The organism is Rhizobacter sp. (assembly GCF_046595475.1).
Lineage (GTDB): Bacteria > Pseudomonadota > Gammaproteobacteria > Burkholderiales > Burkholderiaceae_C > Rhizobacter.
Window position 1 is genome coordinate 25989 of the sequence record NZ_JBKJOQ010000128.1, and the last position, 24952, is coordinate 50940.

The window sequence follows — 24952 nt, forward strand, 5'->3', positions numbered from 1 at the left end:
GGGCACGTTGCTCAGCGCGTGACCGGCGACATGATCTTCACGTCGCTGGGTGCGGCCAGCAACTCGGGCCCACGCGCCAGCAAGGCCTGGAAGTAGGGCTTGCCGAAGTGGGCGTCGAGGTCGGCGCGCGAGCGCCAGGTTTCATAGAACACGAAGGTCGAGGCCTCGTTGTCGGGCTGGGCGATTTCGTAGTGGATGCAACCGCTTTCGCGGCGTGTGGCCTCGGCCAAGTCGAGCAGCGATTGCCTCACCTCGGCTTCGCGGCCCGGCTTTGTCTTCAAGATGGCGACGACCTTGACGACGTTGGCTGCTGCTTCGCTTTCGGTGGTGGTGGTGCTGGGGGCAGTGGTGTTCATGACGCGAGACTCCAGGTGAACGATGGGGTGGGGTTGAGTGCCTGCTCGCGCAGTGCTTCTGTGCGAACGGCAGAGGGAAGATAGAGATAATCATTCGCCGCAGTAATGCCCGCCGCGGACATGCAGCCGTGCCTCGGCGTCATGAAACGACCCGCATCAAGGCCGCTGCCGTGCCGACAGAAACCAGTGAGCTCGTCATCTTCACCAGCGTGGTCCGGCATGGCAGCTTTGCCAAGGCGGCTGACGAACACGAGCTCACGCCATCGGCGGTGAGCAAGCTGGTGTCTCGGCTCGAAGAGCACCTCGGAGTTCGCTTGCTTCAGCGCACCACACGCAAGCTGGCACTGACCGACGTGGGCCAGTCTTTTCACGCGCGCGCGGTTCAAATACTCGCTGACCTGGCTGAGGCTGAAGCCGAGGTGTCGATGGCATCGCTCAGGCCGCGCGGGGTGGTGCGGCTCAGTGCGCCTACCGTCTTCGGCCGGTTGTACGTGGCGCCTTTGCTGTCGACGCTGCTGCAGCGCTTCCCCGATTTGTCGATCGATCTCAACCTGAGCGACCGCTTCGTCGATCTGGTGGAGGAGGGTGTCGATCTTGCCATTCGCATCGGCACGCTCAGCGATTCGCGCCTGGTCGCGCGGCGGCTGTGTGCCAACCGACGCCTGCTGGTGGCCGCGCCCAGCTACCTGGAGCTGCACGGCCGGCCCGAGACGCCTGCCGATCTCGCACGGCACGAGTGCCTGATCTTTACCGGGCTAAACCGCCCACGCGAATGGCAGCTTGTGGGGCGCGATGGTCTGGTCTCGGCGCCGGTAAATGCGCGCTTGGCGTCTAACAATGCCGAGGCCTTGGTTGAAGCCGCCCTTGACGGCCTGGGCATCGCGATGGGCGCGACCTTTGCAACACACGGCGCGCTGCGCTCGGGGGCGCTGGTGCGTGTGTTGCCTGAGTATGAATTCGAGCCGACCGCCATGTTTGCGGTCTTTCCGTCGGCGCGCCAACTGTCGCTCAAGGTTCGCGCCGTGGTCGACCTGCTGAGTGCCGCATTCGCCGACCCACCGCACTGGGATCACCAACTCGCACTGGCGCCACTTGAGTCATGATGGGGCTCGCGCCACCCCTCAATCCCGCCTGGTCTGCAGACACCGCAAATGCTCGATTTCGAAGTCCCTCCGGTTGAGTCGTCGCAGATGCGGCGGGCCGGCAAGGGCTTGCTGTCTCTCGCCTTGATGGACGCACGCAACCACACGCTGCGCTGGATGAGCGCGCTCGAAGCTGCTCTTGCCGACCCGCCGCTCAGCGTGCCCATGCAGCCCGAGCTGAACCCGCCCTTGTGGTCGTTCGGCCACCTGGGTTGGTTTCAGGAGTACTGGATTTCGCGCAACGTGCAGCGCCAGCGTGGCGAGCAAGGCGACCGCGACTCGCTGCGGCTCGCCTCCATAGACCCCTTTGCCGACGAGTGGTACGACCCACGGCTGGCGCCGCATGGGGCGCGATGGCAATTGCCGCTGCCGCATGCGCAGGCCACGCGCCACTACCTGGCCGACACGCTTGAGACCACGCTCGAATTGCTGGAGCACACCCCGGAAGAAGACGACGCGCTTTACTTCTACCGGCTGGCGCTGTTTCGCGAAGACATGCAGTGCGAAGCCTTTGCCGAGATGTCGCAGACGCTCGGCTTTGACTCCCGCTTGCTGCCCATGCTGAGCACGCTGGCGCCGCGCGACTCGCTCAGCTTCCCGGCCTCGCGCTGGACGATGGGCACGGCGCCCGGCGGCTTCGCATTCGACAACGAGCGCACCGCGTTCGAGCACGAAGTGCCCGAGTTCGAGATCGATGCCCAGCCCGTCACTTGGGCGCAGTACTGCGAGTTCGTCGAAGACGGCGGCTACGACGAGCCGCGCTTCTGGTCATCCGAAGGCTGGGCCTGGGTTCAGCAGGAAGGCCGCCGCACACCGCGCCATGTCGACCAGATGCGCCAGAGCGTGATGCTGCAGCGCTTCGGCAAGCTCACGCGCGTGCCGATGAGCCAGCCCGCCATGCATGTGAGCTGGTACGAGGCCGATGCCTGGTGCCGCTGGGCCGGCCGGCGCCTGCCCACCGAGTTGGAGTGGGAGGCGGCTGCCCACACGGGCTTGTCACGCGGCTTGCGTTACGGGCAGGTATGGGAGTGGGTGGCCAGCAGCTTTCGGCCGTATGCGGGCTTTGTGCCCGGGCCTGATCGCGGCTACTCGGCGAGCTCGTTCGGCACGCACAAGGTGTTGCGCGGGGCGTCGTTTGCCACGCGCGAGCGCATGCGCAATCCGAAGTTCCGGCGCTTCTTGCTGCCGCATCGGGATGATGTGTTCAGTGGGTTTCGGAGTTGCGCGGTTTAGGGGGCCGCACAGCCGATTCCCGGTTTGACAAAGGCACCGAAAGACGAGTGCACGACGACACCCCCACGGCTCCTCAACCACCCCGATTTGAGAGTCCAGCAGGCCTACACTCCCGCAAAGCTGCTTCAATTTCGCAGACAGCTTGGTTTCAATTTGGGGGCGCCCATGGGGCTGAGAGCCAGACTGAGCGGGTATCCGCGGGGCCGCCTCGTCTTGGCGTCGGTGTTCAGCGCGGGGCTGGTGATCACGGCGGTGATCTTCCTGTACCTGCGGGGGGTGGAGTTGGAGCGGGTGCGTACCCGCCTGGAGCGCGATACCGCGCTGCCCAGTGAGCTGCTCAAACACAAGCTCGAAGAGGCGCTGCTGATCACCCGCAGCCTGGGCCTCTTCCTGGCCAGCTCGCCTGACATGACGCGTGAGCGCTTTGCCGCTTTCGTCAAGCCGCTGATGCCACCCGACAGCGAAATCGCCACCATCGCCTGGGTGCCCGAGGTGCCGGCCGATAGGCGCGCTGAAATTGAGCGGCAGATGAGCGCCGAGCAGCAGGCGGGCGCACAGATCTTCGAAATCGGCCCCAACAAACGCCCGATCCGCGCCCAAGGCCGCAGCGTCTATTACCCCATGCGCCTGCTGGAGGTGTCGCGCCCCGAGGAAACGCGGCCCGTGTTGGGCTTCGACATGGGCAGCACGCCAGAGCGCCTGCAGACCCTGGAGCGAGCACGCGACAGCGGTCAGGTCGCCGGCAGCCTGCCCATCGTCTTGGCGGGCAATCAGAAGCCTGGTTTTTTTGCGGTCGCACCGGTTTACCGTGAAGGCCTGCCCACGGCCACAGCAGTAGACAGACGCATCGCCTTGCGCGGCTTTGCCATGGTGGTGTTCCAGTCAGACCGGCTGGTGCGACGGGCGTTTGGCGACCAGGGGTTGCAGGGGCTGAACTTCGATCTGGTGGACGCCGAGGCTCCGCCAGCCACGCGCACGATCTTTCGCCACGCATCGGCACGATCGGCCTCCAGCTTGCACCTGGGGGCCGATGCAGCCGCCATGAACGTCACCGACAGCTACGACTTCGGCGGCCGCGAATGGCAGACCGTCTTTTCACCCAGCGACACCTATCTGAGTGCGAACGTGTCGTGGATCTACTGGTTGGTGCTGCCGGGTGGACTGCTTTTGAGCCTCATCTCGGTGAGCTATCTGCGGGCCGGCTTCAGCCTGCAGTCGCGGCTGCAGGCCCAGGTGGCCGAGCGCACCCAGTTGCTGGAGCAAGAAACCTTGCGCACGCGCGAAAGCGCGGAGCGCTACCGCACGCTGTTCGAGCGTGCGCCCGAGGCGCTGCTGATCCTCGATGTCGATGCCTGGATGTGGGCCGCTGCCAACCCCAAGGCAAGCGAGCTCACGGGCTACTCACTCGAAGCGCTGTTGAAGATCCCGCCCGGGCAGATCTACGCCGGCGTGCAAGCGGATGGGCAGGAGATTGCCGAGAGCATGCGCACGAACAACGAGCGCGTGCTGGCCGGCGAAGAGCTCACCTTCGAGCGCACGCTGGTGCGCGCCGATGGCATGACGGTGCTCTGCGAAGTGCGCGTCGTGCGCTTGCCCGACCCGGCGCGCCGGCTCATACGCGGCAGCTTCATCGACATCACCGAGCGGCGGCGGGTGCAGAGAGAGCTGGCCGCGCATCGCGAGCGCCTGGAAGATCTCGTGGGCGAGCGCACGCGGGCATTGAAGGCGGCGCTGTACCAGGCCGAGAAGGCCAACAAGGCGAAGAGCACTTTCCTCGCCAACATGAGCCATGAGATTCGCACGCCCATGAACGCCATCCTCGGGCTCACGCACCTGCTGCGCCGCGACCAACCGGCGCCGGGGCAGGCCGATCGGCTCGACAAGATCCAGGCTTCCGCCACGCACCTGTTGTCCATCATCAATGACGTGCTCGACATCTCGAAGATCGAGGCCGGCAAGCTCGAGCTCGAAGACACCAGCTTCCATCTGGGCGCGATCCTCGACCACGTGCGATCTTTGATGACCGATCAGGCACAGGCCAAAGGGTTGGTCATCGAGGTCGATGCCGGCGAGGTGCCGATCTGGTTGCGTGGCGACCCGACCCGCCTGCGCCAGGCCTTGCTGAACTATCTTGGCAACGCCGTCAAGTTTGCCGATCGTGGTGTGGTGGGGTTGCGCGCCGTGCTGCTGAGCGAGCAGGGCGACGAATTGTTGGTGCGCTTCCAGGTGCAAGACGCCGGCATCGGCATTTCGGCCGCCAAGCTGTCTGGCCTGTTCCAGGCCTTCGAGCAAGCCGACGCGTCGACCACACGCCAGTACGGCGGCACCGGGTTGGGCCTGGCCATCACCCGACGCCTGGCCCTGCTGATGGGCGGTGATGCCGGTGCCGAAAGCGAGCTTGGCCATGGCAGCACCTTCTGGTTCACCGCCCGCCTGCAACGCGCCCTCGAGCCCATGTCGCCTCATGCCGGTGAACGCAGCAGCGAAGACAGCGAGATGGCGCTGCGCAGCCATCACAGTGGCGCCCGGCTGCTGCTGGCCGAAGACGATGCCATCAACCAGGAGGTTGCCCTGGCCCTGCTCGAAAGCGTCGGCCTGAAGGTGGACCTTGCCCACAACGGCTTCGAGGCCGTCGAGATGGCGACAGCCACCGACTACGACCTGATCCTGATGGACATGCAGATGCCCCTGGTGGACGGCCTGACGGCCACACGCGCCATCCGCAAGGTGCCCGGCCGTGCCGACACCCCCATCCTGGCGATGACGGCCAACGCCTACAGCAACGACAGAGCGGCCTGCTATTCCGCCGGCATGGATGACTTCGTCACCAAGCCTGTAGACCCGGCCGAGTTCTACAAGATCTTGCGCAAGTGGCTAGGCGGGTCAGGCACGCGTTCGGCTTGAACGCCAACGCGTCATACACCGCTCGCTCAGCAGCCAACGTAGTAAGAGTAGCTGCTGCTTTCGTCGCTGGCGCGCAGCCTGGCGTGCACCGCGGCGCAGCCCTTGCCGACATAGGTGCTTTCGCCGGAGCGTGACCCGGGCTTGTAGGTGGAGCCGCCCGCGCCGCCCGCGCCGCCCGAGCTGCTCGCCTGCAGCACGGCGTAGAAGTTGAAGAGCATCGGCCCCCCTTCGAGGCCGACGTTGCCGAACCGATCCCACCAGTAGCGGCCGGGGTAGACCGGGCCGTAGCGGCGCAGGCCGGCGACGTCTAGCGTATGCAGCTCGCGGCCGTTGATGAAGACGCCGGTGGTGCGGCCGTCGCCGCCGCGATCTCTGCGAGCGATGTGCGATGAAGCGTCTGCGCCCAAGGGCTCAAGGCGCGTAGCGAACCGCCTGGTCCCCTCTGCAGAAGCCGTAGAGCTGCAGGCCGGCTTGCCGCGCGATGTCGACTGCCAGCGTGGTCGGTGCCGAAATGGTGGCGAGCACTGGCACCCCCATGCGGGCGCACTTGCGCACCAGCTCGTAGCTGGCGCGGCTGGACATCACGATGAAGCCCTGGTCGTTGGCTCGGTTGGCCAAGGCGCGTTCACCGAGCAGCTTGTCGAGTGCGTTGTGGCGGCCCACGTCTTCCATCGCGTTGACGACGTCACCCTCTGGCGTGGCCCAGGCCGCCGCGTGGTGGGCACCAGTGAGCGCGTTGAGGGGCTGCCGGTCGGGCAGTTGCGCGAAAGCGCGCAGCACCGTGGTTGCTGACAGGCCCGCCACCCAGGTGGGCGGTGCCATCGGCTCGGGCTTCAAGTCCAGGCGCTGCAGGCTGTCGATGCCGCACAGCCCGCAGCCGGTGCGGCCCACCAGGTTGCGGCGCTGCTCTTGCAGGCGAGCCGCGGCACCACTGCCCACCGCCAGCTGAATCTCCACGCCTTCCGCACTGGCGACCACGTCGATGCCGCGGCATTCGTCGCGCGAAGCGAGCAAGCCCTCGGACAGGGCGAAGCCCAGTGCAAACGCCTCCAGGTCGGCCGGCGTGGCCATCATCACGGCGTGAGAAATGCCGTTGAACACCAAGGCCACAGGTACTTCGGCGGCGATGCGGTCAAGCTGAGAATGCGCATCGCCCGCGCGCAGCACCGAGACCTCACGCGTGGGCGCGGGCACTGTCATCGCATCAGGCCAGCACGCTGCGGTGGCTGGTGATGGCGTGCTGCACCGCGGGGTGCAGGCCGGTGTTGCCGCCGGCGTCGATGTGGGCCAGAAGCGCACGCCGCATGCGTGGCTCCCAGAATTTCTTGATGTGGATGGCGATGCCTTCTTCAGCTTCGACAGGGTCGGGCATGGACTCGAAGAAGTCGCCGATCTGGTTGGCCATCTTGATGAGGTTATCGGTGTGCATAGGCCTACTTGGCGCCCACTTCCTGGCTCGCCGAATTCAGCAACTCCTGTTGCACGCGATGGAAGCGGCTGTGCTCCTGCTGCCACGCCGAAGGCTGCATCACCGGCATCACTTGCACTGCCGTCACCTTGTACTCTGGGCAATTGGTGGCCCAGTCGGAGTTGTCGGTGGTGATCACGTTGGCACCCGATTCGGGGAAGTGGAAGGTGGTGTAGACCACGCCCGGCTGCATGCGCTCGGTGACGGTGGCACGCAGCACCGTGTCGCCGGCCCGGCTTTGTATGCCCACCCAGTCATCGGTCTTGATGCCGCGGTCTTCGGCATCGTGCGGGTGGATCTCCAACCGGTCTTCGCTGTGCCACTGGTTGTTTTCAGTGCGCCGCGTTTGCGCCCCCACGTTGTACTGCGACAGGATGCGCCCGGTGGTCAGCAACAGCGGGAACTTGCGCGTCACCTTCTCGTCGGTGGCCACGTACTTGGTGATGATGAAGCGGCCCTTGCCGCGCACGAATTTGTCGACGTGCATGGTGGGCGTGCCGTCGGGTGCGGTGTCGTTGCAAGGCCATTGCACGCTGCCCAGTTGGTCGATCTTGTCGAAGCTCACGCCTTTGAAGGTGGGCGTGAGCGCAGCAATCTCGTCCATGATCTGCGACGGGTGGGTGTAGTTCATCGGGTAGCCCAGCGCATTCGAGAGCTTGACCGTCACCTCCCAGTCGGCCAGGCCGGCCTTGGGCGGCATCACCTTGCGCACACGCGAGATGCGGCGCTCGGCATTGGTGAAAGTGCCGTCTTTCTCCAGGAACGACGAGCCCGGCAAGAACACGTGCGCATACTGGGCCGTTTCGTTCAAGAAAAGGTCTTGCACCACGATGCATTCCATGGCCATCAAGGCCTGCGCTACGTGCTGCGTGTTGGGGTCACTCTGCACGATGTCTTCGCCCTCGCAGTACAGGCCCTTGAAGCTCCCGCTGAGCGCGGCGTCGAACATGTTGGGTATGCGCAGGCCTGGCTCGGGCTGGATGGTCACGCCCCATGCGTCTTCGAACGAAGCACGTACGGTGCTGTCCGACACATGGCGGTAACCCGGCAGCTCGTGCGGGAAGGAGCCCATGTCGCAGGCGCCCTGCACATTGTTCTGGCCGCGCAGCGGGTTCACGCCCACGCCTTCGCGGCCCACGTTGCCGGTGGCCATGGCCAGGTTGGCAATGCCCATCACCATGGTCGAGCCCTGGCTGTGCTCGGTGACACCCAGGCCGTAGTAGATGGCCGAGTTGCCGGGGCGGGCATACAGGCGGGCGGCGGCGCGCACCTCGGCCGCGGGCACGCCAGTCACTTCTTCCATCATCTCGGGCGAGTTCTCGGGGCGTGCCACAAACTCGCGCCATTCGTTGAACGACTTCGGGTCGCAGCGCTCGGCCACATAGGCCTCGTTGACCAGGCCTTCGGTGACAACCACGTGCGCGAGGGCGCTGATCATGGCGACGTTGGTGCCGGGCTTGAGCGCCAGGTGGTGCGCGGCGCGTATGTGGGGTGACTTCACGATGTCGATGCGGCGCGGGTCCACCACGATCAGTTGCGCGCCCGGCCCTTTCCCGTTGCCTCGCAGCCGGCGTTTCATACGCGAGGCGAACACCGGGTGCCCATCGGTCGGGTTGGCACCGATGACCATGATCACGTCGGCTTGCTCCACCGATTTGAAGGTCTGCGTGCCGGCCGAGGTGCCGTAGGTCTGCCCCAGGCCGTAGCCTGTGGGCGAGTGGCACACGCGGGCGCAGGTGTCGACGTTGTTGTTGCCGAAGGCGGCGCGCACCAGCTTCTGCACGAGATAGGTTTCTTCGTTGGTGCAGCGCGAAGATGTGATGCCGCCTATCGAGTCGCGCCCATGCTCGGCCTGCAAGCGCTTGAACTCGCTGGCGGCGTGGTTGATGGCCACATCCCAGCTCACCTCTTGCCAGGGGTCGGTGATCTTCTTGCGGATCATCGGGTTCAAGATGCGGTCTTTGTGCGACGCGTAGCCCCAGGCAAAGCGGCCCTTCACGCACGAGTGGCCCTCGTTGGCCTTGCCGTCTTTCCACGGCACCATGCGCACGACCTCGTTTCCTTTCATCTCGGCCTTGAAGCCGCAGCCCACGCCGCAGTAGGCGCAGGTGGTGATGGCGCTGTGCTCCGATTGGCCGAGCCAGATCACGCTCTTTTCTTGCAGCGTGGCGGTGGGGCAGGCCTCGACGCAGGCGCCGCAGCTCACGCACTCGCTGTCCATGAAACTGTCGTTCTGGCTTGCTGCCACGCGCGATTCGAAGCCTCTTCCTTGAATCGTCAACGCGAAGGTGCCCTGTGTTTCTTCACACGCCCGCACGCAGCGGTTGCAGACGATGCACTTGCTCGGGTCGTAGCTGAAGTAGGGGTTGGACTCGTCTTTCTTGTCTTTCAAGTGGTTGGCGCCATCGAAGCCGTAGCGCACATTGCGCAGGCCGGTCACGCCAGCCATGTCTTGCAGCTCGCAGTTGCCGTTGGCGCTGCAGGTCAGGCAGTCGAGCGGGTGGTCGCTGATGTACAGCTCCATCACGCCCTTGCGCAGCTCCTGCAGCTTCGGCGTTTGGGTGCGCACGTTCATGCCGTTCTCGGCCGGTGTGGTGCACGAGGCGGGGTAGCCCTTGCGGCCGTCGATCTCCACCAGGCACAGGCGGCACGAGCCGAAGGGCTCCAGGCTGTCGGTGGCGCAGAGCTTGGGCACCTTGACGCCGACGTCCATCGCGGCGCGCATCAGCGAGGTGCCGGCGGGCACGGTGACCTGCTCGCCGTCGATGGTCAGCGTGACTTCTTGCTCTGACTCGCGCTTGGGCGTGCCGTAGTCGGTTTCTTTCAGGTGCTCGAGCATGATGATTCCTTCACGCGGCCTGGGCGTCTGGCGCCGTCAAGCCGAAGTCTTGCGGGTAGTGGTTCAACGCCGACAGCACCGGGTAAGGTGTCATGCTGCCCATGGCACACAACGAGCCATGAACCATGGTGTCGCACAGGTCGCGCAGCAGTTGGACTTGCTGTGGCCGGTTCTTGTTCATCGTGATCTTGTCGATGACTTCCACCCCGCGGGTGGAGCCGATGCGGCAGGGCGTGCACTTGCCGCAGCTCTCGATGGCGCAGAACTCCATCGCGTAGCGCGCCAGCTGCGACAGGTCGGCCGTGTCGTCATGCACCACGATGCCGCCGTGGCCGAGCACCGCGCCGAGCGCGGCGTAAGCCTCGTAGTCGAGTGGCACGTCCCATTGAGACTCGGGCAGGTAGGCGCCCAGCGGCCCGCCCACTTGCACGGCCTTGATCGGGCGGCCCGAGGCCGAGCCGCCGCCGTAGCCGTACAGCAGCTCGCGCAGCGTCACGCCAAACGCGCGCTCGACCAGGCCCCCATGCTTGATGTTGCCGGCCAACTGGATGGGCAAGGTGCCGCGCGAACGGCCCATGCCGAAGTCTTTGTAGTACGCCGCACCGCGCGCCAGGATGATCGGCACCGTGGCCAGCGTGATCACGTTGTTGACGACGGTCGGCTGGCCGAAGAGGCCCGCCACCGCCGGCACCGGCGGCTTGGCGCGCACGATGCCACGCTTGCCCTCCAGGCTTTCGAGCAGGGCAGTTTCTTCGCCGCACACGTAGGAGCCGGCGGCCTTGCGCACCTCCAGCGTGAAGTGGTGCGTCGAGCCCATCACATTGCGGCCCAGGTAGCCGGCCGATTCGGCACGACGCAGCGCCTCGTTCAGCGTGGCAATGGCGTGCGGGTATTCGGAGCGCACGTAGATGTAGCCCACGGTCGCGCCAGTGGCAATGGCCGCGATCACCATGCCTTCGATCAGCACGTAGGGGTCGCCCTCCATGGTCATGCGATCGGAGTAGGTGCCTGAATCGCCTTCGTCGGCATTGCACACGATGTACTTTTGCTCGGCGGGTGTGGCGAGCACCGTCTTCCATTTGATGGCGGCCGGAAAGGCCGCGCCGCCGCGGCCACGCAGCCCCGCGTCCATCACCTCTTGCACGATCTGCGCGGGCGCCATCGCGAGCGCGTGCTTGAGGCCGGCAAAGCCTTCGTGCGCGGTGTAGTCGTCCAGCGAGAGTGGGTCGGTCACGCCCATGCGGGCGAAGGTCAAGCGCTCCTGCTTCTTCAAGTAGGGAATCTCTTCGGTCGGCCCCTGGCGCCGCGCGTGCGCACCACCCACCAAGAAGCCGGCGTCGAACAGGCTCGCCGCGTCGCCCGCGGCTACCGGGCCATAGGCGATGCGGCCCTGCGGCGTCGCCACCTCCACCAAGGGCTCCAGCCAGAAGAGGCCACGCGAGCCGTTGCGCACCAGGGTGATGTCGATGTGGCGCCGTGCGGCCTCATCGGCAATCTCACGCGCCACGTGGTCAGCGCCCACCGCGAGCGCCGCCGAATCGCGCGGTACATACACCGTGATGCTCATGCACTGCTCCGCGCTTGGGCAATCAGCGCATCAAAGCGCTGTGGCGTGATGCGCGCATGCACCTCGTCGCCGATCACCATGGCGGGCGAAGAAGCGCACAGCCCCAGGCAATACACCGGCTCCAGCGTGAACGCGCCATCGGCCGAGTGCCCGTGCACCTCGCAGCCGAGCTGCTTCTGCGCGTGCGCCAGCAGCGCGTCGGCCCCCATGGCCTTGCACGACTCCGCACGGCAGATCTGCACCACCTTGCCCGCGGCCGGCTGGTCGCGGAAGTGGTGGTAGTAGGTGACGACGCCGTGCACCTCGGCACGAGACAGGTTGAGCACGCTGGCGATCTCGGGCACCACGTCGGAGGGGATGTGGCCCAAGGCATCCTGCACCTCGTGCAGGATGGGCAGCAGCGCGCCGGGCTCGCTGGCTCGGCGCGCGAGCACCTCGCGCACCCGGGCCATCTGCTCGGCTGAAGTCACGGTGCTCGTCGTCATCTATCCCCTTTCAGTTGAAGAACTTCGCCGTGCTCAGCAGCGTGCGGTACACGCCCCAGGCCAGGGGGATGCCCACGACCGCCCAGGCCAGCAGCACCACGCCAGTGGGTGTGTTGCCGCCCGAGCCCGGGCCGCTGCCCACCTCGGCCGCGCTGGCGCGCTCATGCGCCAGGCGCTTTTCTTCGGCCAGCTCGGCGTCGGTCATGAACCACTTGTCGGCCACCGGCTTGATCATCAGGTTGGCGATGAGCCCGATCACCAGCATGCCGACCAGGATGTACATGGTCTGGTTGTAGACCTGCTCGCGCGGGATGCCCAGCCCCAGCTGGTACTCGCGCATGTAGCCCACCACCACCGGCCCGAGGATGCCGGCCGTGGCCCAGGCGGTGAGCAGGCGGCCGTGGATGGCGCCCACCATCTGCGTGCCGAACAGGTCGGCCAGGTAGGCCGGCACGGTGGCGAAGCCGCCGCCGTACATGCTGAGGATGATGCAGAAAGCGGCAACGAACAGCAGCTTGTTGCCAGCTGCAGCGCTGCCCGGGGCGCTGAAGTACATGATGCCGCCGAGCACGAAGAAGACCACATAAGTCATCTTGCGGCCCATCTTGTCCGACAGGCTGGCCCAGAAGAAGCGCCCGCCGATGTTGAACAGGCTCAGCAGCGCGGTGAAGCCCGCTGCCACACCGGCGATCGCTGTGAGCTGCGTCTTGTCGAGCTCACCGAACTTCTTGGCCACACCGATCAGGCTGCCTCCGAACACTTCTTGCAGCATTGGGCTTGCCATGCCGATCACGCCGATGCCGGCCGAGACGTTCATGCACAGCACCACCCACACCAGCCAGAACTGGGGAATGCCCCAGACCTTCTTCACGTGCACATGGCGCTGCGTGATCATCGCGTTGCTGGTCTGCGCCGGAGGGGGCGTCCAGCCTGCAGGTTTCCAGCCTGTGGGCGGCACGCGGTAGCCGAAGGCACCTCCCAGCATGAAGACGAAGTAGACGAGAGCCATCACGACGAAGGTCTGCATCACGCCGACATCGGTGGCGCTGGAAAAACTCTTCATCAGGTCGGCGGCCCAGGGCGAGCCGATCATCGCGCCGCCGCCGAAGCCCATGATGGCCATGCCGGTGGCCATGCCGCGGCGATCAGGGAACCACTTGATCAGCGTCGACACCGGTGAGATGTAGCCCAGCCCGAGGCCGATGCCACCGATCACGCCCGAGCCGAGAATCATCAGCCAGAACTGGTGCAGGTGTATGCCCAAAGCCGAGATCAGCATGCCACCGCCCCAGCACACGGCCGCGACGGCGCCGGCCTTGCGCGGGCCGGCGCGCTCTAGCCAACCGCCCCACAGCGCAGCCGAGCAGCCGAGGAAGACGAAGAAGAGGGTGTACATCCAGCCCAAGGTAGAGATCCGCCAGTCGCAAGTGGTGGTGAAGAGCTCGGCGAAAAAGCCGACATCAGGCCCGCACTTGATGGCCTCCTTGATGCCGAGTGCCTTGGACAGCGGCAGCCAGAACACCGAGAAGCCATAGGCCATGCCGATGCACAGGTGGATGGCGAGCGCCGCCGGTGGCACCAGCCATCGGTTGAAGCCCGGCCCGGCGATCGTGCGTTCTTTGTCCAGCAAGCCTGGGGCGCCGCCAGCGGCACCCACCGTTCCCAATCCGACAGACGACATGTTTTTGTCTCCAAACTATTGTGGTGAACCTGCGCTCATATAGGCGGCCGCAGGCATAAGCGATGCACACAGGGCATACGCTTAAACGCGAATGTATTGATCACCTTGCTTCGACACAATAGGGGCACCACAGCGCAAGCCATAGGCGTTGCAAGACATAAGGACGAACCCGTGCACAAGGTGACGATCCAGCCGCGCTGGAGCATCGAGCGGCCCGATGGCATGGCCTTGGCGGCTCGCCTGGTCGACGTGCTGGTCGATGTGCACGAACACGGCAGCCTCTCGCGAGCGTGCAAACACTCCGGCATGTCGTATCGCCATGCCTGGGAGCTGATTCGCCAGGGTGAAGCCCTCTTTGGTCAGCCCTTGTTGACGATGGAGCGCGGCAAAGGGTCGAGCCTCACCGACCTCGGCGAGAAGCTGGTGTGGGCCGATCGGCGCATCAATGCGCGCCTGTCGCCCTTGTTCGTATCGTTGGCCTCCGAGCTTGAAGCCGAGATCGAGAAGCTGTGCTCTCCGCTGCACTCGCTGTTGCGCATACATGCCAACCACGGCTTCGCGGTGGAGACGCTGCGCACCTTTCTGGCGAGCGCTGAGGTGCCGCACGAGCTCAAATATTGCGGCAGCGTGGAGGCCGTGGCGGCTCTGCACGGGCTGGCCTGCGACGTGGCCGGCTTTGCCGTGCCGCTGGGCGAGTTCGAGCCGGCGGTGGTGGCGCACTACAGCCGCTGGTTGTCACCGCGCTCGCAGAAGATCATCCATGTGACCACGCGCCAGCAAGGCGTGATGGTGGCGCCCGGGAACCCGCTCAAGCTTTACGAGCCCAAAGACTTGGCGCGCCCCGGCGTGCGCTTCATCAACCGCCAGCCGGGCTCGGGCACGCGGCTGCTGCTAGACCTGATGCTGCGCAAACAGGGCCTGGAGCCTAGCGCCATCCATGGCTACGAGCAGTGCGAGTTCACCCACGCCGCGGTGGCGGCCTACGTGGCCAGCGGCATGGCCGACGCCGGCTTCGGCGTGGAGACGCCCGCGCGGCGCTTCAAGCTCGACTTCATCCCCAGCCAGACCGAGCGCTATTTCCTGCTGTGCGACGAGCGCGTGATCGACGCGCCGCTGGTGCAGCAGATGCTCTCTATCTTGCGCAGCGAGTCGTTCAAGACGGCCGTGAACCTGCTGCCGGGTTACCGCTCGGAAGGCTCGGGTACGGTGATGTCGCTGAGCGAAGCCTTCGAGACGTTGCAAGGGGCGACGCGAAAGAAGCGGGCGTAGCCCGCGAGGGCGCGAGGACTGCTGTCGCTCGAATGCATGCATGCCCAAGCCCTGCGTTTGAAATGACGGGCGTGACCCGGTTTGCCAGAGCATGCTTACTCGGAAGAAGCGCAGCTTCGTGGGTTTGAGTTTGCATGACATGACAGTGGCAAAGCCAGATTTCACGGGAAGGCAAGCCAGAGTCCGGCACAAATACAATTGCATCCCCCAAGCCGGACACAAGAAAAAATTTTGACAGCTACCCTGAAAAAAGCCCCCCTTAGCAAGCGACTTGCACAACCCGCGCTGAAGAACGAATTGCAGGTGACTGAAGCAACGAAAGCCGTGAAGCCCCAAATGAAGACCGTGCTTGTTGCTTCGTGCGGTTGGCCTACCGAAGCGATGCAACCTTTAAGGCGGCAAGCGACCAGGCGCTGAGGCGCCGCATAGCAGGCCGTTTTCGATTTGAGCTTCCTCAAGCTCGAAGGTTGCCGCGGCCACTGCGGCAGGCGTGCTCGACGACCCCAGGAAAGTTCACCACAGACTGGAAAGGCAGCTTGGCCATGCAGGCCGCGAACAAATCGCTGGCCATCCATGCTGCCAACCACGCCTGAACCGCAGGCAGCGGCTGGCCGCTGAACCAGCGCGGTTCCACAGCAGCAAACTGGCGCACGAAGGGGAAGATCGCGATGTCAGTGGCGCAAGGCGCGCTGCCCCCCAGAAAGGGCTGGCGTTGCAGGCTTTCTTCCAGAGGAGCCAACAGCACCGCCACGGCTTGCGAACGCGCCGCGTCGCGCGGCTTCGTTTCTGCTGGGCAGTGGTCGGGGTACTTGTAGCGATCCAGGCATTGCTTGAAGTCACCATCGTTGCAATGCAGCAGGTCGAGATTTTCAGGCGACTGGGCTCGGTACCACCAGCCTTGGTTGTCGTCTGTTTCCAGTGCCCACCGGATGATGTCCCAGCTCTCTTCCAGCACGCGGCCGTCGGCGAGCTGCAGCACGGGCACCGTGCCTTTGGGTGACAGGCGCAGAAGCTCGGCTGGTTTGTCGCGCAAGATGATCTCGAAAGCCTGGAACGCAAGCTTCGCCTGAAGCAGCGCCATGCGCGCCCGCATGGCATAGGGGCAACGGCGATAGGTGTAGAGCAGCGGCAAGGGCATGGCAGTAGGCGATCTCAGGGCGGGTTCGTGCCGGCTCGAGAGACGCCGCCTTGGGCCACGACAAAACCCAGCTCAGCTGAGGCTGCTCACGGGCAGCGCGTGTCCGCGCCGTTGGTGAGCGCGAGCAACTGGCTGCCGATCTCGTCGGCCAGCCGTTGCACCGCGCGCCGGTGCGCGGCGGCCAGGGCTACGAGGTCGCCGAGTGCCGGCTCGTGCACGCTGCTGCGGCACACGAGCCGCGGCGGCTTGCTGGAGTCGATGTGTGCCGACCACACGCTGTCGAGCCACACCTCCTTGCCGGCAATCGACTCGAAGCGCTGCACGTCTACCTTGACCCGCACGGTGTGGGTGCCCGGGACATTGCGGGCGTCGACCGCGGCGTAGCGCTGCGCCAGCCGCTCGAACAGGGCCGCGCGCAACTCGTCGCGCAGCGGTGACACCCATTGCTCGCCTTCGAGTATGCGCAGCGTCTCGTCGGGCAAGCGCACCACCCACTGCATCTGGTCAACAGAGGCGGGCACTTGCACGGGGCCCAGGTCTAGGGGCAGCGGCGGCAGTCCGGCCTCGGGCGCCTTGGCCTCGCGGGTGGTGAGCAGGCTGTGGTACTTGACCGGCGGCGTCGAAGAGCAGCCGGCAACAAGAAGAACGAGGGCAACGAGGGCGAGGTGTTTCATGGGTCAGCGGCGCTCCGAAGAGGCAGGGATCTTGGCGTCGTCGGGCTTGCCGCGCAGCAATGATTCGGGGTGGCGCTGCAGGTAGTCGGTGAGCACGCGCAGCGATTGCGCGGCCCGCTGCAGGTCAAGCAGGGTCTGCTCGGCGTTGCGCTGTATGGGCGCGCTCGGGTCTAGCAGGTTGCGGTCGGCACGGCCCAGCGTCTCTTGTACCGACTTCAGCGTGCGCCGCACCTCGGCGAGCGAGGCCTGCGCATCGGGGCTCAGCTTTTCGATGGCGCCGCGCGCCTGCGTCAGCGTGTCGTTGAGGTTGCGGCCGATGTCGTCGAAGGGCACCTTGTTGATCTTGGCCACGATCTCGGCAATCTGCGGCTGGATGTCGGCCAGTGTGCCGGGCACTGTGGGGATGGCTGGCACGGGCGTGTCGGTGTCGAGCACCGCGCGCGGCGCCTTGCTCGGGAAGTCGAGCGCCACGTACATGCCGCCGGTGAGCAGGTTGCCGGTGCGTGCCTGGGCACGCAGGCCGCTCGCGACCAGGCGGTGCAGCAGGTCGATGTCACGCCGCTTCTCGTCGCCGGTGGGGTCGTACAAGGCCTCGCGCACGGCGCCCAGCCGGGTCGGGAAGATCTGGGCTTCTACCTCCACCGGGAAGCGCCTGCGCTTGGGGTCGTAGTCGAGGCGTATCGCCTTCACGGTGCCGATCTCTATGCCCAGGAAGTCGATGGGCGCACCGATGTCCAGCCCCCGTATCGACTGGTCAAACACCATGCGCACGCGCTGCGGCGGGCCATCGGGTGGGGCGAGCGCGCCCTTGCGGTCGGCGAAAAGATAGAAGCGGCTGCCATCGGCCGCGGCTGGCAGGTCGCGCGAGCCGGGCGGCCGCTCGAACGAAACGCCACCCGACAGAACCGAGGCGAGCGTCTGCGTGTTGACGGTGAGGCCGCTGGTGTTGAGCGACACCTCCACACCGCTCGCGTTCCAGAAGCGGGTGCGGGCGTTGACCAGCTTGTCGTACGGGGCTTCGACGAAGATCTGCACCGACAACTCGTCTACCAGCGGGTCGAGTTTGTAGCCCACCACACGGCCCACGCGGTTGCGACGGTAGAAGATGGGCGATCCCACGTCCAGCGAGCCCAGGTCTTCGGTGCGCAGCACGAAGCCACGGCCGGGCTCGCCGCGCAACACGAAAGGCGGCGCTTCCAGGCCCACGAACTTGCGCCGCTGCACCTTCGACACGCCAGCGTCCACGCCGATGTAGGCGCCGGAGAACAAGGTCTCGATGCCGCTCACGCCGGCGGTGTCGATGCGAGGGCGCACCACCCAGAAGCGCGTGTCGTCGACCGCGATGTTTGACACCGAGCGATCCAGGCGTACCGACACGTGCACGCGGTCGCGGTCTTCGCTCAGCGTGACAGCTTCCACACGTCCGACCACCACTTCCTTGTAGCGCACCTCGGTCTTGCCGGGGCGAAGGCCATCAGCGGATTGGAAGTCGATGGTGACCTGCGGGCCGGTGGACAGCAGCGCGCGGATCAGCAGCGCGATACCCACGGCCAGGGCAATGATGGGCACCAGCCAGACCAACGACGGCCCGTGCCACTTGCGCGTAACGGGTTTGGGTGGAAGCGGTGGAAGGGGTGGGGTGGTTACGGTGTCGTCAGTCATGTGGCGCAGGTGTCGCGGGCTCCTCGGGCCAGGTCAAGCGGGGGTCGAAACTGCCGGCGGCGAGCATGGTCAGCACCACCACGGCACCGAAGGCGAGCAACCCTGCTTCGGGCCGCACGCCGCCAAAGGCGCCAAAGCGGATCATGCCGACCAGCAGCACCACGACGAACACATCGAGCATGGACCAGTGTCCCACCGCTTCGATCATGCGATACAGCTGTGCGCGCTCCAGTTGTTTCCAGCGTGAACCGACCTGCGCCGAGGTGGCGAGCAGGAGCAGGGCGCCGATCTTCAGCAAGGGCACGACGATGCTGGCGACGAACACGATCAAGGCCAGCACCCAGTCGCCGTTGGCGCGCAGCTCTTCGATGCCACCGAGGATGGTGTGCTGCGTGTCGCCGAACACGCTGGTGGTCGACATGATGGGCAACAGGTTGGCTGGCACATAAAGCAGCATCGCCGCGCCGGTGTAGGCCCAGGTGCGCTCCAGGCTGGCCGGGCGCCGGTGGTTGAGTGGCGTGGCGCAGCGTGGGCAGCGCAGCGGCGCGTCGGCGGCGGAGGGGCGGGCCAGCTGCGACACGCGGCCGCAGGTGCGGCAGCTCAGCAGGCCTCGCTGCGCACCGGTCTCTATGCCGGTCGTCTGTGCGCTGGTTTGCCCACCAGGCGGTGTGCCGCTCAGCACGGCAACGTCGGGGCTCGCCTCGCTCATCGGCTGGGCCCGAGCGTGCTGCTCAGCTTCCACATGGCGTGGGTGCCGGCGGCGGTGATCGACGTGAGCAGCAGGGTCAGAGCGGCATAGGCAAAGAGGCCGACGCCGGGTGTGGCGCTGGTGAGGCTGGCGCCGCGCACCACGGCCACCAGCGTGCCCATCATGAACACCTCGACCATGCTCCAGCGGGTGACGAAATCGAGCACGCGCATGGCCGGCACGAAGGCGGGTGGCACCCGCCCGCGAAAGAGTGACAGCAGCACGTAGATGCGCAGCAGCGTGAAAACGAGCGGAAACACCAGCGCCGTGGCCGCCGTGACCAACGCCACCAGGGGCTGTCCGCTTTGCCAGGTGTAGCGGATCGACTCGGGCAGCGTGGCCCGGTTCAGCACGCCACCCAGGTCGAGGGTGACGATGGGCGCGCTGTTGCCGATCACGATCAGCATCAGCGCGGCGAGTGCGAAGGCCAGCAAAGCCTGCATGCGAAATACGTGGCCCCGGCCCATGAGGGCGTTGCAACGTGTGCAGCGCGCCACGGTGCCGCGTAGCAGCTCCACGCGCTCATGCACAGCGTCGCATTCATTGCAAACCACCAGGTCGGGGCGTGCCACCAGCACGGGCTCGGTCATGCGCTCATCATCCTCGGCGACGGGTGAGCGGCCATCTTAGGGCAAGCCCTGGTCAGCTGGCGGTGTCGGCGGTTGCGTCGGCGGCGCGCAGCTTGCGGTAGATGGTGTTGCGCGCCACCCCCAGCTGGCGGGCGGCGCGCGAGATGTTGCCGCCGGCCGAACTCACCGCGCTGCGGATGGCGGCCATTTCCTGTTCCTGCAAGGTGGTGCTGGGCGGTTGGGGCTCGGGCATGGCCTGCGTTGCCGGCTGGAGCGGCATGGCGGGGCGCACCACCGCCACGGGCTCACTCGCTTGCGGCACCGCAACGCCTGTGGCCACCGAGACGGTGGGCCAGAAGGTCGGCCAGTTCAAGTGGGGGCGCGCGTAGAGCAACTCTCCAATGGCATCGCCCTGTTGCGGGTACAGGCACATGGGCTCGTCGGCGCGGCGGCGGCAGTGGTCGGCGATGCTGCCCACGCTGATGCCGAACACCGCCTCCAGGCCCAGGTTGCGCAGTGACGACATGTTCAGGCCCAGGTGCTCGAGCGCACTGCGGTTGGCGCCAAGGATGCTGCCTTCCGGCGACAGCGCGATCATGGCTTCGCGCATGGTGCCGAGCATCTCGGGCCGGCGGTGGAAGTGCAGGCGCAGGCCATTGCGAAACTTGTCGCTGAACCAGTGGTTTTCGATCATGCGGGCGGCCATGCTCACCATTGCCAGCGTGTGCGGGTGGTACGAGAGCTGATGCCCGCTCACGTCGAGCACGCCCATCATCTGCCCGGTGTGGTCGAAGATGGGTGACGCCGAGCAGGTGAGAAAGCGGTTGGCCGTCAGGAAGTGCTCATTGGCATGAACCAGCGTGGGCGCTTCCGTGAAGAGCGCGGTGCCCACGGCGTTGGTGCCCTTGGTCGACTCGGCCCAGTTCACCCCCGGCGACAGCGCCACCTGCTGCACGCGCTCCAGGAAGCCGTCGTCGCCAATCACCTGCAGCGTGTTGCCCTGGGCGTCGGCCAGCGCCACGATGCTCTTGGTGAAGAGGATCTGCTCGCACAGCATTTCCATTACCGGCGTGGCGTGCTCGAACAGGCGCTGGTGTTGCTCGCGTGCCTGGCGCGCCCCGTGGGCCGAGACGGGGTTGAGCTCGGGGATGGTGTTTTCGCGCAGCCCCATGGCACGGCAGCGCTGGTGCGACTGCTCGATGGCCAGCAGGTGGTCTGGCCCATGCGCGATCTCGAAGGGCCGCGCGTTGGCGGCCACTGAGGTCGGAGCGTATCGACTGCTGTCCATGGAGTCTCCTTGTCTTGCGGCCAGGGTGCGGGCGACTGCATCCGGCCCGGGGCCGGGCCGCGCCATTCTGCGTCAGTTTGGCGTCGGGCCGCTGTCACAATGGCGCCGTTTCCATAGGGGCGAAAAGGCACGGTGTTGAAGCGATCGGGCGGGTTTTCCAGAGCATGGTTACTGGCAGCAGCCTGCTTGGTCATCAGTGCAGGTGCCGAGTGGCGGCGCTGGTCAGCGGCCGCGACGGCTGCGGCCGTGCCCCTCAGCGTGGGGGTCACTGCCGCGCGCAGCTTCACGCTCATCCCGCGCAGCAGCACCACCATCCCCATGCCCGCCGGTGTGCCCGCGGCGCATGCCAGCGCGCTGGCCGCTCTGCCCGATGGTGACGTGCTGGCCTCGTGGTGGGCCGGACAACGCGAAAGCGCGCCTGACGTGAAGCTGTACATGGCACGTTGGCACCAGGGCCGCTGGAGCGATCCGCACGTTGTCGCTGACCGTTCGATGCTGGGCCGTGCCCTCCACATGGGCGTGCGGCGCATCGGCAACCCTGCGTTGTGGGTGGCCGCCGATGGGCGGGTGCATCTCTATGTGGTGGCCACCGGCCTGGGCGGCTGGGCCGCTGCGCGGGTGGTGCAACTGGTGTCCGACGATGCAGGCCAGCATTTCACGCCGCAGCGCGTGCTGCCGCTCACACCGCTCTTGAACACCAGCGTGTTGGTGCGCACCCAGCCGGTCGCACTGGCCGACGGCGGCTGGCTGTTGCCTGCCTACTTCGAGCTGGGGCACAAGTACCCCTTGGTCATCTCTTTCGACGCGCAGGGCGAGCCGCGCTGGGTGCAGCGCATCGGCCGGTCGGTGACGGCGCTGCAGCCAGCGCTCTTGCCCATCTCAAGCACCGAGCTGCGCGCCGTGATGCGCGACATCGGCCCCGACCACCGCGTGCAGCAGGCGGTGAGCCACGACGCCGGCCTCAGCTGGCAAGCGCTGCCGCCGTCGGCTTTGGCCAACCACGACAGCTCGGTCGCCGGCCTGCGGCTTGCAGGCGGTGGTTTCGTGCTGCTGCACAACGACGCTGTGCCCGGCGGCGGCTCGCCGCGGCAGTGGCTGCGCTTGTCCACCTCGCTCGATGCGCAAAACTGGACGCCGGGCTTGGATGTGCGGCGCGGCGAGTCAGGCGACGAGTTTTCCTACCCCAGCGTGCTGCAAGTGGGGCAGCAATTGCACGTGACCTACACGCAACAGCGCCGCGCCATCGCGCACCACGTCTACGACATTCAGTACGCAGAGGCCACGCCATGAGCCTGCCGTCGCTGGGCCTGCAGGTCTTGTATGTGCACTTCGCCTGGAGCATGGTGCTCGCGGCGTGCGGCGTGGGCCTGATCGCGCTGAGGCGACCCTTCGCCACGCGCTGGGCAACGGCCTGGGTGTTGCTGGCCTTTGCCGCCTGCGCCTTGCCTGGGCCGGCATCACCGTCGTATTGGTTGGGCCTGGCGTTTCACTTCCCGAGTGCGCTGCTGGTGGCGTGTTGTGCCATGTCCATCTGGACGAAAGGCAGGCAGGCAGAGGCTGAGCGCGTGCTGCCGGTCGGCCTGGCACTGATGCTGTTGCTGGCGGGCGCAATGCTCTACCTCGACAGCACCGGTTGGCTCAGCCTCGGTCTGTATGCGCGCGGTTTCGGGCCAGGGGCAGCGCTTGCCGGCCTGCTGCTCGGCATGGTGACGGTGCTGTTCGTGGCGCAGGGGCGGCATCAAGGCGTGGCGTGGGCGGTGGTACTCGCGCTGATGGTGTTCGCCCTGTGCCGGTTGCCCACTGGCAACATTTTCGACGCACTGCTTGACCCTCTGTTGTGGCTGTGGGCGCTCTTCAGCCTGTTGACACGTGTCGCACGCGCAGCCGCGTGGCGCTGGGTCAATGCCCGTTTCCAAACGACCTGATCCATGCTGCCTATCCGACCTCACCTTCGTCTCGCATTGGCCATGGCCGGCGTGCTGTTCATCGCCGGCACGCTCTCGCGCATGGCGTTTGGGCTCTGGTTTGCACCTGCGGGCATGCCGATATCGAATGCCTGGAGTGCCTTGTGGCTGGGGGCCCGTTTCGATGCACGAGTGGCGCTGGTCAGCGTGCTCTTGGTGTGGCTGCTGGGTGCCTTGCCCTGGCTGGGCCCGCGGTTGCGCCCGCCAAGGTGGCGCGGCTTGTGGTGGGCGTGCTGGATGCTGGCGGCGGCCGTCTGGGGCGCAGCGGTGATCTTCGACGCCGGCCACTACGCCTACCTGGCGCAGCGCCTGTCGGCCGTGGTGTTCTCGCTGGCACGCGACGCGGGCGAGGCCACTGGCATGGTGTGGCAAACCTACCCGGTGGTGTGGATCACCATCGGCTTTGCGCTGTGGCTGCTGCTGTGCCACGCGCTCTTTGGCTCACTGTGGGCTTGGGCCCTTCGCGTGCGGGCCGCTCGACCCTGGCCGGCGCGTGGGGCCGAGGCCGTGGTCGTGCTGCTGGCGGTGTTCGTGGTGCATGGCAAGTTCTCGCAATACCCGCTGCGCTGGAGCGATGCGGCCGAGCTGCCCAACACCTTCTTGCAGTCGCTCGCCTTGAACCCTTTGCACAGCCTGTACGACACCTGGACCTTCCGCGTGCAGCGGCTCGACGACGCGCAGATGCGCCCCGATGCTGACGCCATACGCGCTTTCGTCGGCCTGCCGGCGCTGAAGCCCGGCGAGCCGATCTCGTTCCTGCGCACCGTGCCGCCCCGGCCTGGCGCACAGCCGCTCAACGTGGTGCTGGTGCAGCTCGAATCGTTTGCCGGTCACAAAACCGGCGCGCTGGGCAACCCACTCGGGGCCACGCCGTCGTTCGATGCGCTGGCCAGAGACGGCCTGTTGTTCACACGCATGATGAGCGCCCACGCCCACACGGCGCGCGGCGTCTTTGCCATGGTGACCGGCATGCCCGATGTGTCGCGCGAGTCCACCGCCTCGCGCAACCCTGCGGCAGCCAACCAGCACAGCATCATCAACGAGTTCAAGGGCTACCAGAAGTTCTACTTCATCGGCGGCAGCACCTCGTGGGCCAATGTGCGGGGCGTGCTCTCGGGCAACATCGACGGCATAGACATCTATGAAGAGGGCCGCTACAAATCGCCTTCGGTCGACGTGTGGGGCGTGTCCGATAAGAATGTTTTCTTCGAAGCCAACCAGGTGTTCCGCGAGCAGAAGCAGCCCTTCTTCGCGTACATACAGACCAGTGGCAACCACCGGCCGTACACCATCCCCGACGAAGACAAGCAGGCCTTCAACCCGCCCGCGCCCACCGAGGCCGAGCTGAAGGCGCAGGGCTTCATCTCGAATGACGAGTACCGCGCCTTCGCCTACCTCGACTGGTGCATAGGCCAGTTCATGCTGCGCGCGCGGCAAGAGGCCTACTTCAAGAACACGGTGTTCGCCTTCATCGGCGACCACGGCATCATCGGCGCGACCGGCCCGCACCTGCCGCGTGCCTGGCAAGACCTGGCGATCACCCAAGGCCACACGCCCTTGCTGATTTACGCGCCGGGCCGCGTGGCGCCGCGTCGGGTGGACAGCTGGGCGCAGCAGGTCGACGTGCTGCCCACGCTGGCATCGCTGGTGGGCATCGGCTACAGGAACACGACACTCGGGCGCGACCTGCTCGATGCGCGCTTCGACGCCACGCGCGTGGCCTTCGAGTTCCAGTTCACCGGGCCCGGCGAGGCGGGGGTGCTGGTGGACCAGTACCTGCTCGCCGACCGCAAGCCGCTTGCGGCCTACGACATCTTGTCGGCGCAGCCCATGACCAACCTGCTGGCGAAAAAGCCGCTGCCGCCCGAGCTGGCGCAGCGGGTCGAGGCTTGGGGGCGCTTTCCTGCCGCCTATGGCAATGCAGCGCTTTACCTGCAGACGCACAATCCCCGCTTCAGAAATTGA

21 protein-coding genes are annotated in these 24952 nt (G+C 66.2%); 7 read left to right on the forward strand and 14 right to left on the reverse strand.

Features of this window, described 5'->3' with window-relative positions:
* Positions 1–11 precede the first annotated feature (11 nt).
* Complete coding sequence (locus AC30QB_RS22995) at positions 12–356, reverse strand: putative quinol monooxygenase (RefSeq protein ID WP_489548611.1); 345 nt, start codon at positions 354–356, stop codon at positions 12–14.
* 170 nt (positions 357–526) lie between these two features.
* Here AC30QB_RS22995 and AC30QB_RS23000 point away from each other — a divergent pair, with 170 nt between their 5' ends.
* From AC30QB_RS23000 to AC30QB_RS23010, 3 genes are all read left to right on the forward strand, one after another.
* Positions 527–1459 carry a LysR family transcriptional regulator gene (locus tag AC30QB_RS23000; protein ID WP_489548612.1) on the forward strand — a complete coding sequence of 311 codons (933 nt, stop codon included), beginning with the start codon at positions 527–529 and terminating at the stop codon, positions 1457–1459.
* 48 nt (positions 1460–1507) lie between these two features.
* Positions 1508–2731 carry a selenoneine synthase SenA gene (gene senA, locus AC30QB_RS23005; RefSeq protein ID WP_489548613.1) on the forward strand — a complete coding sequence of 408 codons (1224 nt, stop codon included), beginning with the start codon at positions 1508–1510 and terminating at the stop codon, positions 2729–2731.
* Between the two features lie 165 nt (positions 2732–2896).
* Entirely contained in the window at positions 2897–5635 is a 2739-nt protein-coding gene (locus AC30QB_RS23010) for a CHASE domain-containing protein (RefSeq protein WP_489548614.1), read from the forward strand.
* Between the two features lie 26 nt (positions 5636–5661).
* Here AC30QB_RS23010 and AC30QB_RS23015 read toward each other — a convergent pair whose 3' ends face one another.
* The 7 genes from AC30QB_RS23015 to AC30QB_RS23045 are packed head-to-tail and all read right to left on the reverse strand — an operon-like array spanning position 5662 to position 13675.
* Entirely contained in the window at positions 5662–6042 is a 381-nt protein-coding gene (locus AC30QB_RS23015; protein ID WP_489548615.1) for a hypothetical protein, read from the reverse strand.
* Positions 6043–6046: 4 nt separating this feature from the next.
* Positions 6047–6835 carry a formate dehydrogenase accessory sulfurtransferase FdhD gene (gene fdhD / locus AC30QB_RS23020; protein ID WP_489548616.1) on the reverse strand — a complete coding sequence of 263 codons (789 nt, stop codon included), beginning with the start codon at positions 6833–6835 and terminating at the stop codon, positions 6047–6049.
* Positions 6836–6839: 4 nt separating this feature from the next.
* Complete coding sequence (locus AC30QB_RS23025) at positions 6840–7064, reverse strand: formate dehydrogenase subunit delta (protein ID WP_489548617.1); 225 nt, start codon at positions 7062–7064, stop codon at positions 6840–6842.
* A 4-nt stretch (positions 7065–7068) separates the two neighbouring features.
* Positions 7069–9942 carry a formate dehydrogenase subunit alpha gene (fdhF, locus tag AC30QB_RS23030; RefSeq protein WP_489548618.1) on the reverse strand — a complete coding sequence of 958 codons (2874 nt, stop codon included), beginning with the start codon at positions 9940–9942 and terminating at the stop codon, positions 7069–7071.
* Between the two features lie 10 nt (positions 9943–9952).
* Positions 9953–11509 carry a formate dehydrogenase beta subunit gene (locus tag AC30QB_RS23035; RefSeq protein WP_489548619.1) on the reverse strand — a complete coding sequence of 519 codons (1557 nt, stop codon included), beginning with the start codon at positions 11507–11509 and terminating at the stop codon, positions 9953–9955.
* Positions 11506–11994, reverse strand: coding sequence for a formate dehydrogenase subunit gamma (locus AC30QB_RS23040; protein WP_489548620.1), 489 nt, complete (start codon positions 11992–11994; stop codon positions 11506–11508). Before AC30QB_RS23040 ends, AC30QB_RS23035 begins: the two co-directional genes overlap by 4 nt.
* A gap of 10 nt (positions 11995–12004) precedes the next feature.
* Positions 12005–13675, reverse strand: a complete 1671-nt coding sequence (locus AC30QB_RS23045) for an OFA family MFS transporter (protein WP_489548621.1) — start codon at positions 13673–13675, stop codon at positions 12005–12007.
* 171 nt (positions 13676–13846) lie between these two features.
* On the opposite strand from AC30QB_RS23045, the gene AC30QB_RS23050 reads away from it, so the two are divergent.
* Positions 13847–14944, forward strand: a complete 1098-nt coding sequence (locus tag AC30QB_RS23050; RefSeq protein WP_489548622.1) for a substrate-binding domain-containing protein — start codon at positions 13847–13849, stop codon at positions 14942–14944.
* A 454-nt stretch (positions 14945–15398) separates the two neighbouring features.
* On the opposite strand, the gene AC30QB_RS23055 is transcribed toward AC30QB_RS23050, so the two are convergent.
* The 6 genes from AC30QB_RS23055 to AC30QB_RS23080 form a co-directional block, all read right to left on the reverse strand.
* Complete coding sequence (locus AC30QB_RS23055; RefSeq protein WP_489548623.1) at positions 15399–16082, reverse strand: glutathione S-transferase; 684 nt, start codon at positions 16080–16082, stop codon at positions 15399–15401.
* An 86-nt stretch (positions 16083–16168) separates the two neighbouring features.
* Positions 16169–16756 carry a PqiC family protein gene (locus AC30QB_RS23060; RefSeq protein ID WP_489548624.1) on the reverse strand — a complete coding sequence of 196 codons (588 nt, stop codon included), beginning with the start codon at positions 16754–16756 and terminating at the stop codon, positions 16169–16171.
* 3 nt (positions 16757–16759) lie between these two features.
* A complete protein-coding gene (locus AC30QB_RS23065; RefSeq protein ID WP_489548625.1) occupies positions 16760–18418 on the reverse strand; it encodes a PqiB family protein in 1659 nt (552 codons plus the stop codon).
* Positions 18411–19127, reverse strand: coding sequence for a paraquat-inducible protein A (locus AC30QB_RS23070; RefSeq protein ID WP_489548626.1), 717 nt, complete (start codon positions 19125–19127; stop codon positions 18411–18413). Before AC30QB_RS23070 ends, AC30QB_RS23065 begins: the two co-directional genes overlap by 8 nt.
* Entirely contained in the window at positions 19124–19756 is a 633-nt protein-coding gene (locus AC30QB_RS23075) for a paraquat-inducible protein A (protein WP_489548627.1), read from the reverse strand. Before AC30QB_RS23075 ends, AC30QB_RS23070 begins: the two co-directional genes overlap by 4 nt.
* A gap of 52 nt (positions 19757–19808) precedes the next feature.
* Positions 19809–21023 (reverse strand): sigma-54-dependent Fis family transcriptional regulator, encoded by a 1215-nt coding sequence (locus AC30QB_RS23080; protein ID WP_489548628.1) that lies wholly within the window; start codon positions 21021–21023, stop codon positions 19809–19811.
* A gap of 186 nt (positions 21024–21209) precedes the next feature.
* Here AC30QB_RS23080 and AC30QB_RS23085 point away from each other — a divergent pair, with 186 nt between their 5' ends.
* From AC30QB_RS23085 to AC30QB_RS23095, 3 genes are read left to right on the forward strand one after another with little or no spacing between them, the layout of a single operon-like run.
* On the forward strand, positions 21210–22313 hold the full coding sequence (locus AC30QB_RS23085; protein WP_489548629.1) for an exo-alpha-sialidase: 1104 nt from the start codon (positions 21210–21212) through the stop codon (positions 22311–22313).
* The gene (locus AC30QB_RS23090; RefSeq protein WP_489548630.1) at positions 22310–22948 is read left to right on the forward strand and encodes a hypothetical protein; all 639 of its coding nucleotides are present in this window, start codon (positions 22310–22312) and stop codon (positions 22946–22948) included. Before AC30QB_RS23085 ends, AC30QB_RS23090 begins: the two co-directional genes overlap by 4 nt.
* Positions 22949–22951: 3 nt before the next feature.
* Positions 22952–24952, forward strand: a complete 2001-nt coding sequence (locus AC30QB_RS23095; RefSeq protein ID WP_489548631.1) for an LTA synthase family protein — start codon at positions 22952–22954, stop codon at positions 24950–24952.

Coding starts and splice junctions, on each gene's coding strand:
- AC30QB_RS22995 (WP_489548611.1), bottom strand. CDS start 356: ATGAACACCACTGCCCCCAGCACCACCACCACCGAAAGCGAAGCAGCA.
- senA (WP_489548613.1), top strand. CDS start 1,508: ATGCTCGATTTCGAAGTCCCTCCGGTTGAGTCGTCGCAGATGCGGCGG.
- AC30QB_RS23010 (WP_489548614.1), top strand. CDS start 2,897: ATGGGGCTGAGAGCCAGACTGAGCGGGTATCCGCGGGGCCGCCTCGTC.
- fdhD (WP_489548616.1), bottom strand. CDS start 6,835: ATGACAGTGCCCGCGCCCACGCGTGAGGTCTCGGTGCTGCGCGCGGGC.
- AC30QB_RS23025 (WP_489548617.1), bottom strand. CDS start 7,064: ATGCACACCGATAACCTCATCAAGATGGCCAACCAGATCGGCGACTTC.
- fdhF (WP_489548618.1), bottom strand. CDS start 9,942: ATGCTCGAGCACCTGAAAGAAACCGACTACGGCACGCCCAAGCGCGAG.
- AC30QB_RS23035 (WP_489548619.1), bottom strand. CDS start 11,509: ATGAGCATCACGGTGTATGTACCGCGCGATTCGGCGGCGCTCGCGGTG.
- AC30QB_RS23040 (WP_489548620.1), bottom strand. CDS start 11,994: ATGACGACGAGCACCGTGACTTCAGCCGAGCAGATGGCCCGGGTGCGC.
- AC30QB_RS23045 (WP_489548621.1), bottom strand. CDS start 13,675: ATGTCGTCTGTCGGATTGGGAACGGTGGGTGCCGCTGGCGGCGCCCCA.
- AC30QB_RS23055 (WP_489548623.1), bottom strand. CDS start 16,082: ATGCCCTTGCCGCTGCTCTACACCTATCGCCGTTGCCCCTATGCCATG.
- AC30QB_RS23060 (WP_489548624.1), bottom strand. CDS start 16,756: ATGAAACACCTCGCCCTCGTTGCCCTCGTTCTTCTTGTTGCCGGCTGC.
- AC30QB_RS23065 (WP_489548625.1), bottom strand. CDS start 18,418: ATGACTGACGACACCGTAACCACCCCACCCCTTCCACCGCTTCCACCC.
- AC30QB_RS23070 (WP_489548626.1), bottom strand. CDS start 19,127: ATGAGCGAGGCGAGCCCCGACGTTGCCGTGCTGAGCGGCACACCGCCT.
- AC30QB_RS23075 (WP_489548627.1), bottom strand. CDS start 19,756: ATGACCGAGCCCGTGCTGGTGGCACGCCCCGACCTGGTGGTTTGCAAT.
- AC30QB_RS23080 (WP_489548628.1), bottom strand. CDS start 21,023: ATGGACAGCAGTCGATACGCTCCGACCTCAGTGGCCGCCAACGCGCGG.
- AC30QB_RS23090 (WP_489548630.1), top strand. CDS start 22,310: ATGAGCCTGCCGTCGCTGGGCCTGCAGGTCTTGTATGTGCACTTCGCC.
- AC30QB_RS23095 (WP_489548631.1), top strand. CDS start 22,952: ATGCTGCCTATCCGACCTCACCTTCGTCTCGCATTGGCCATGGCCGGC.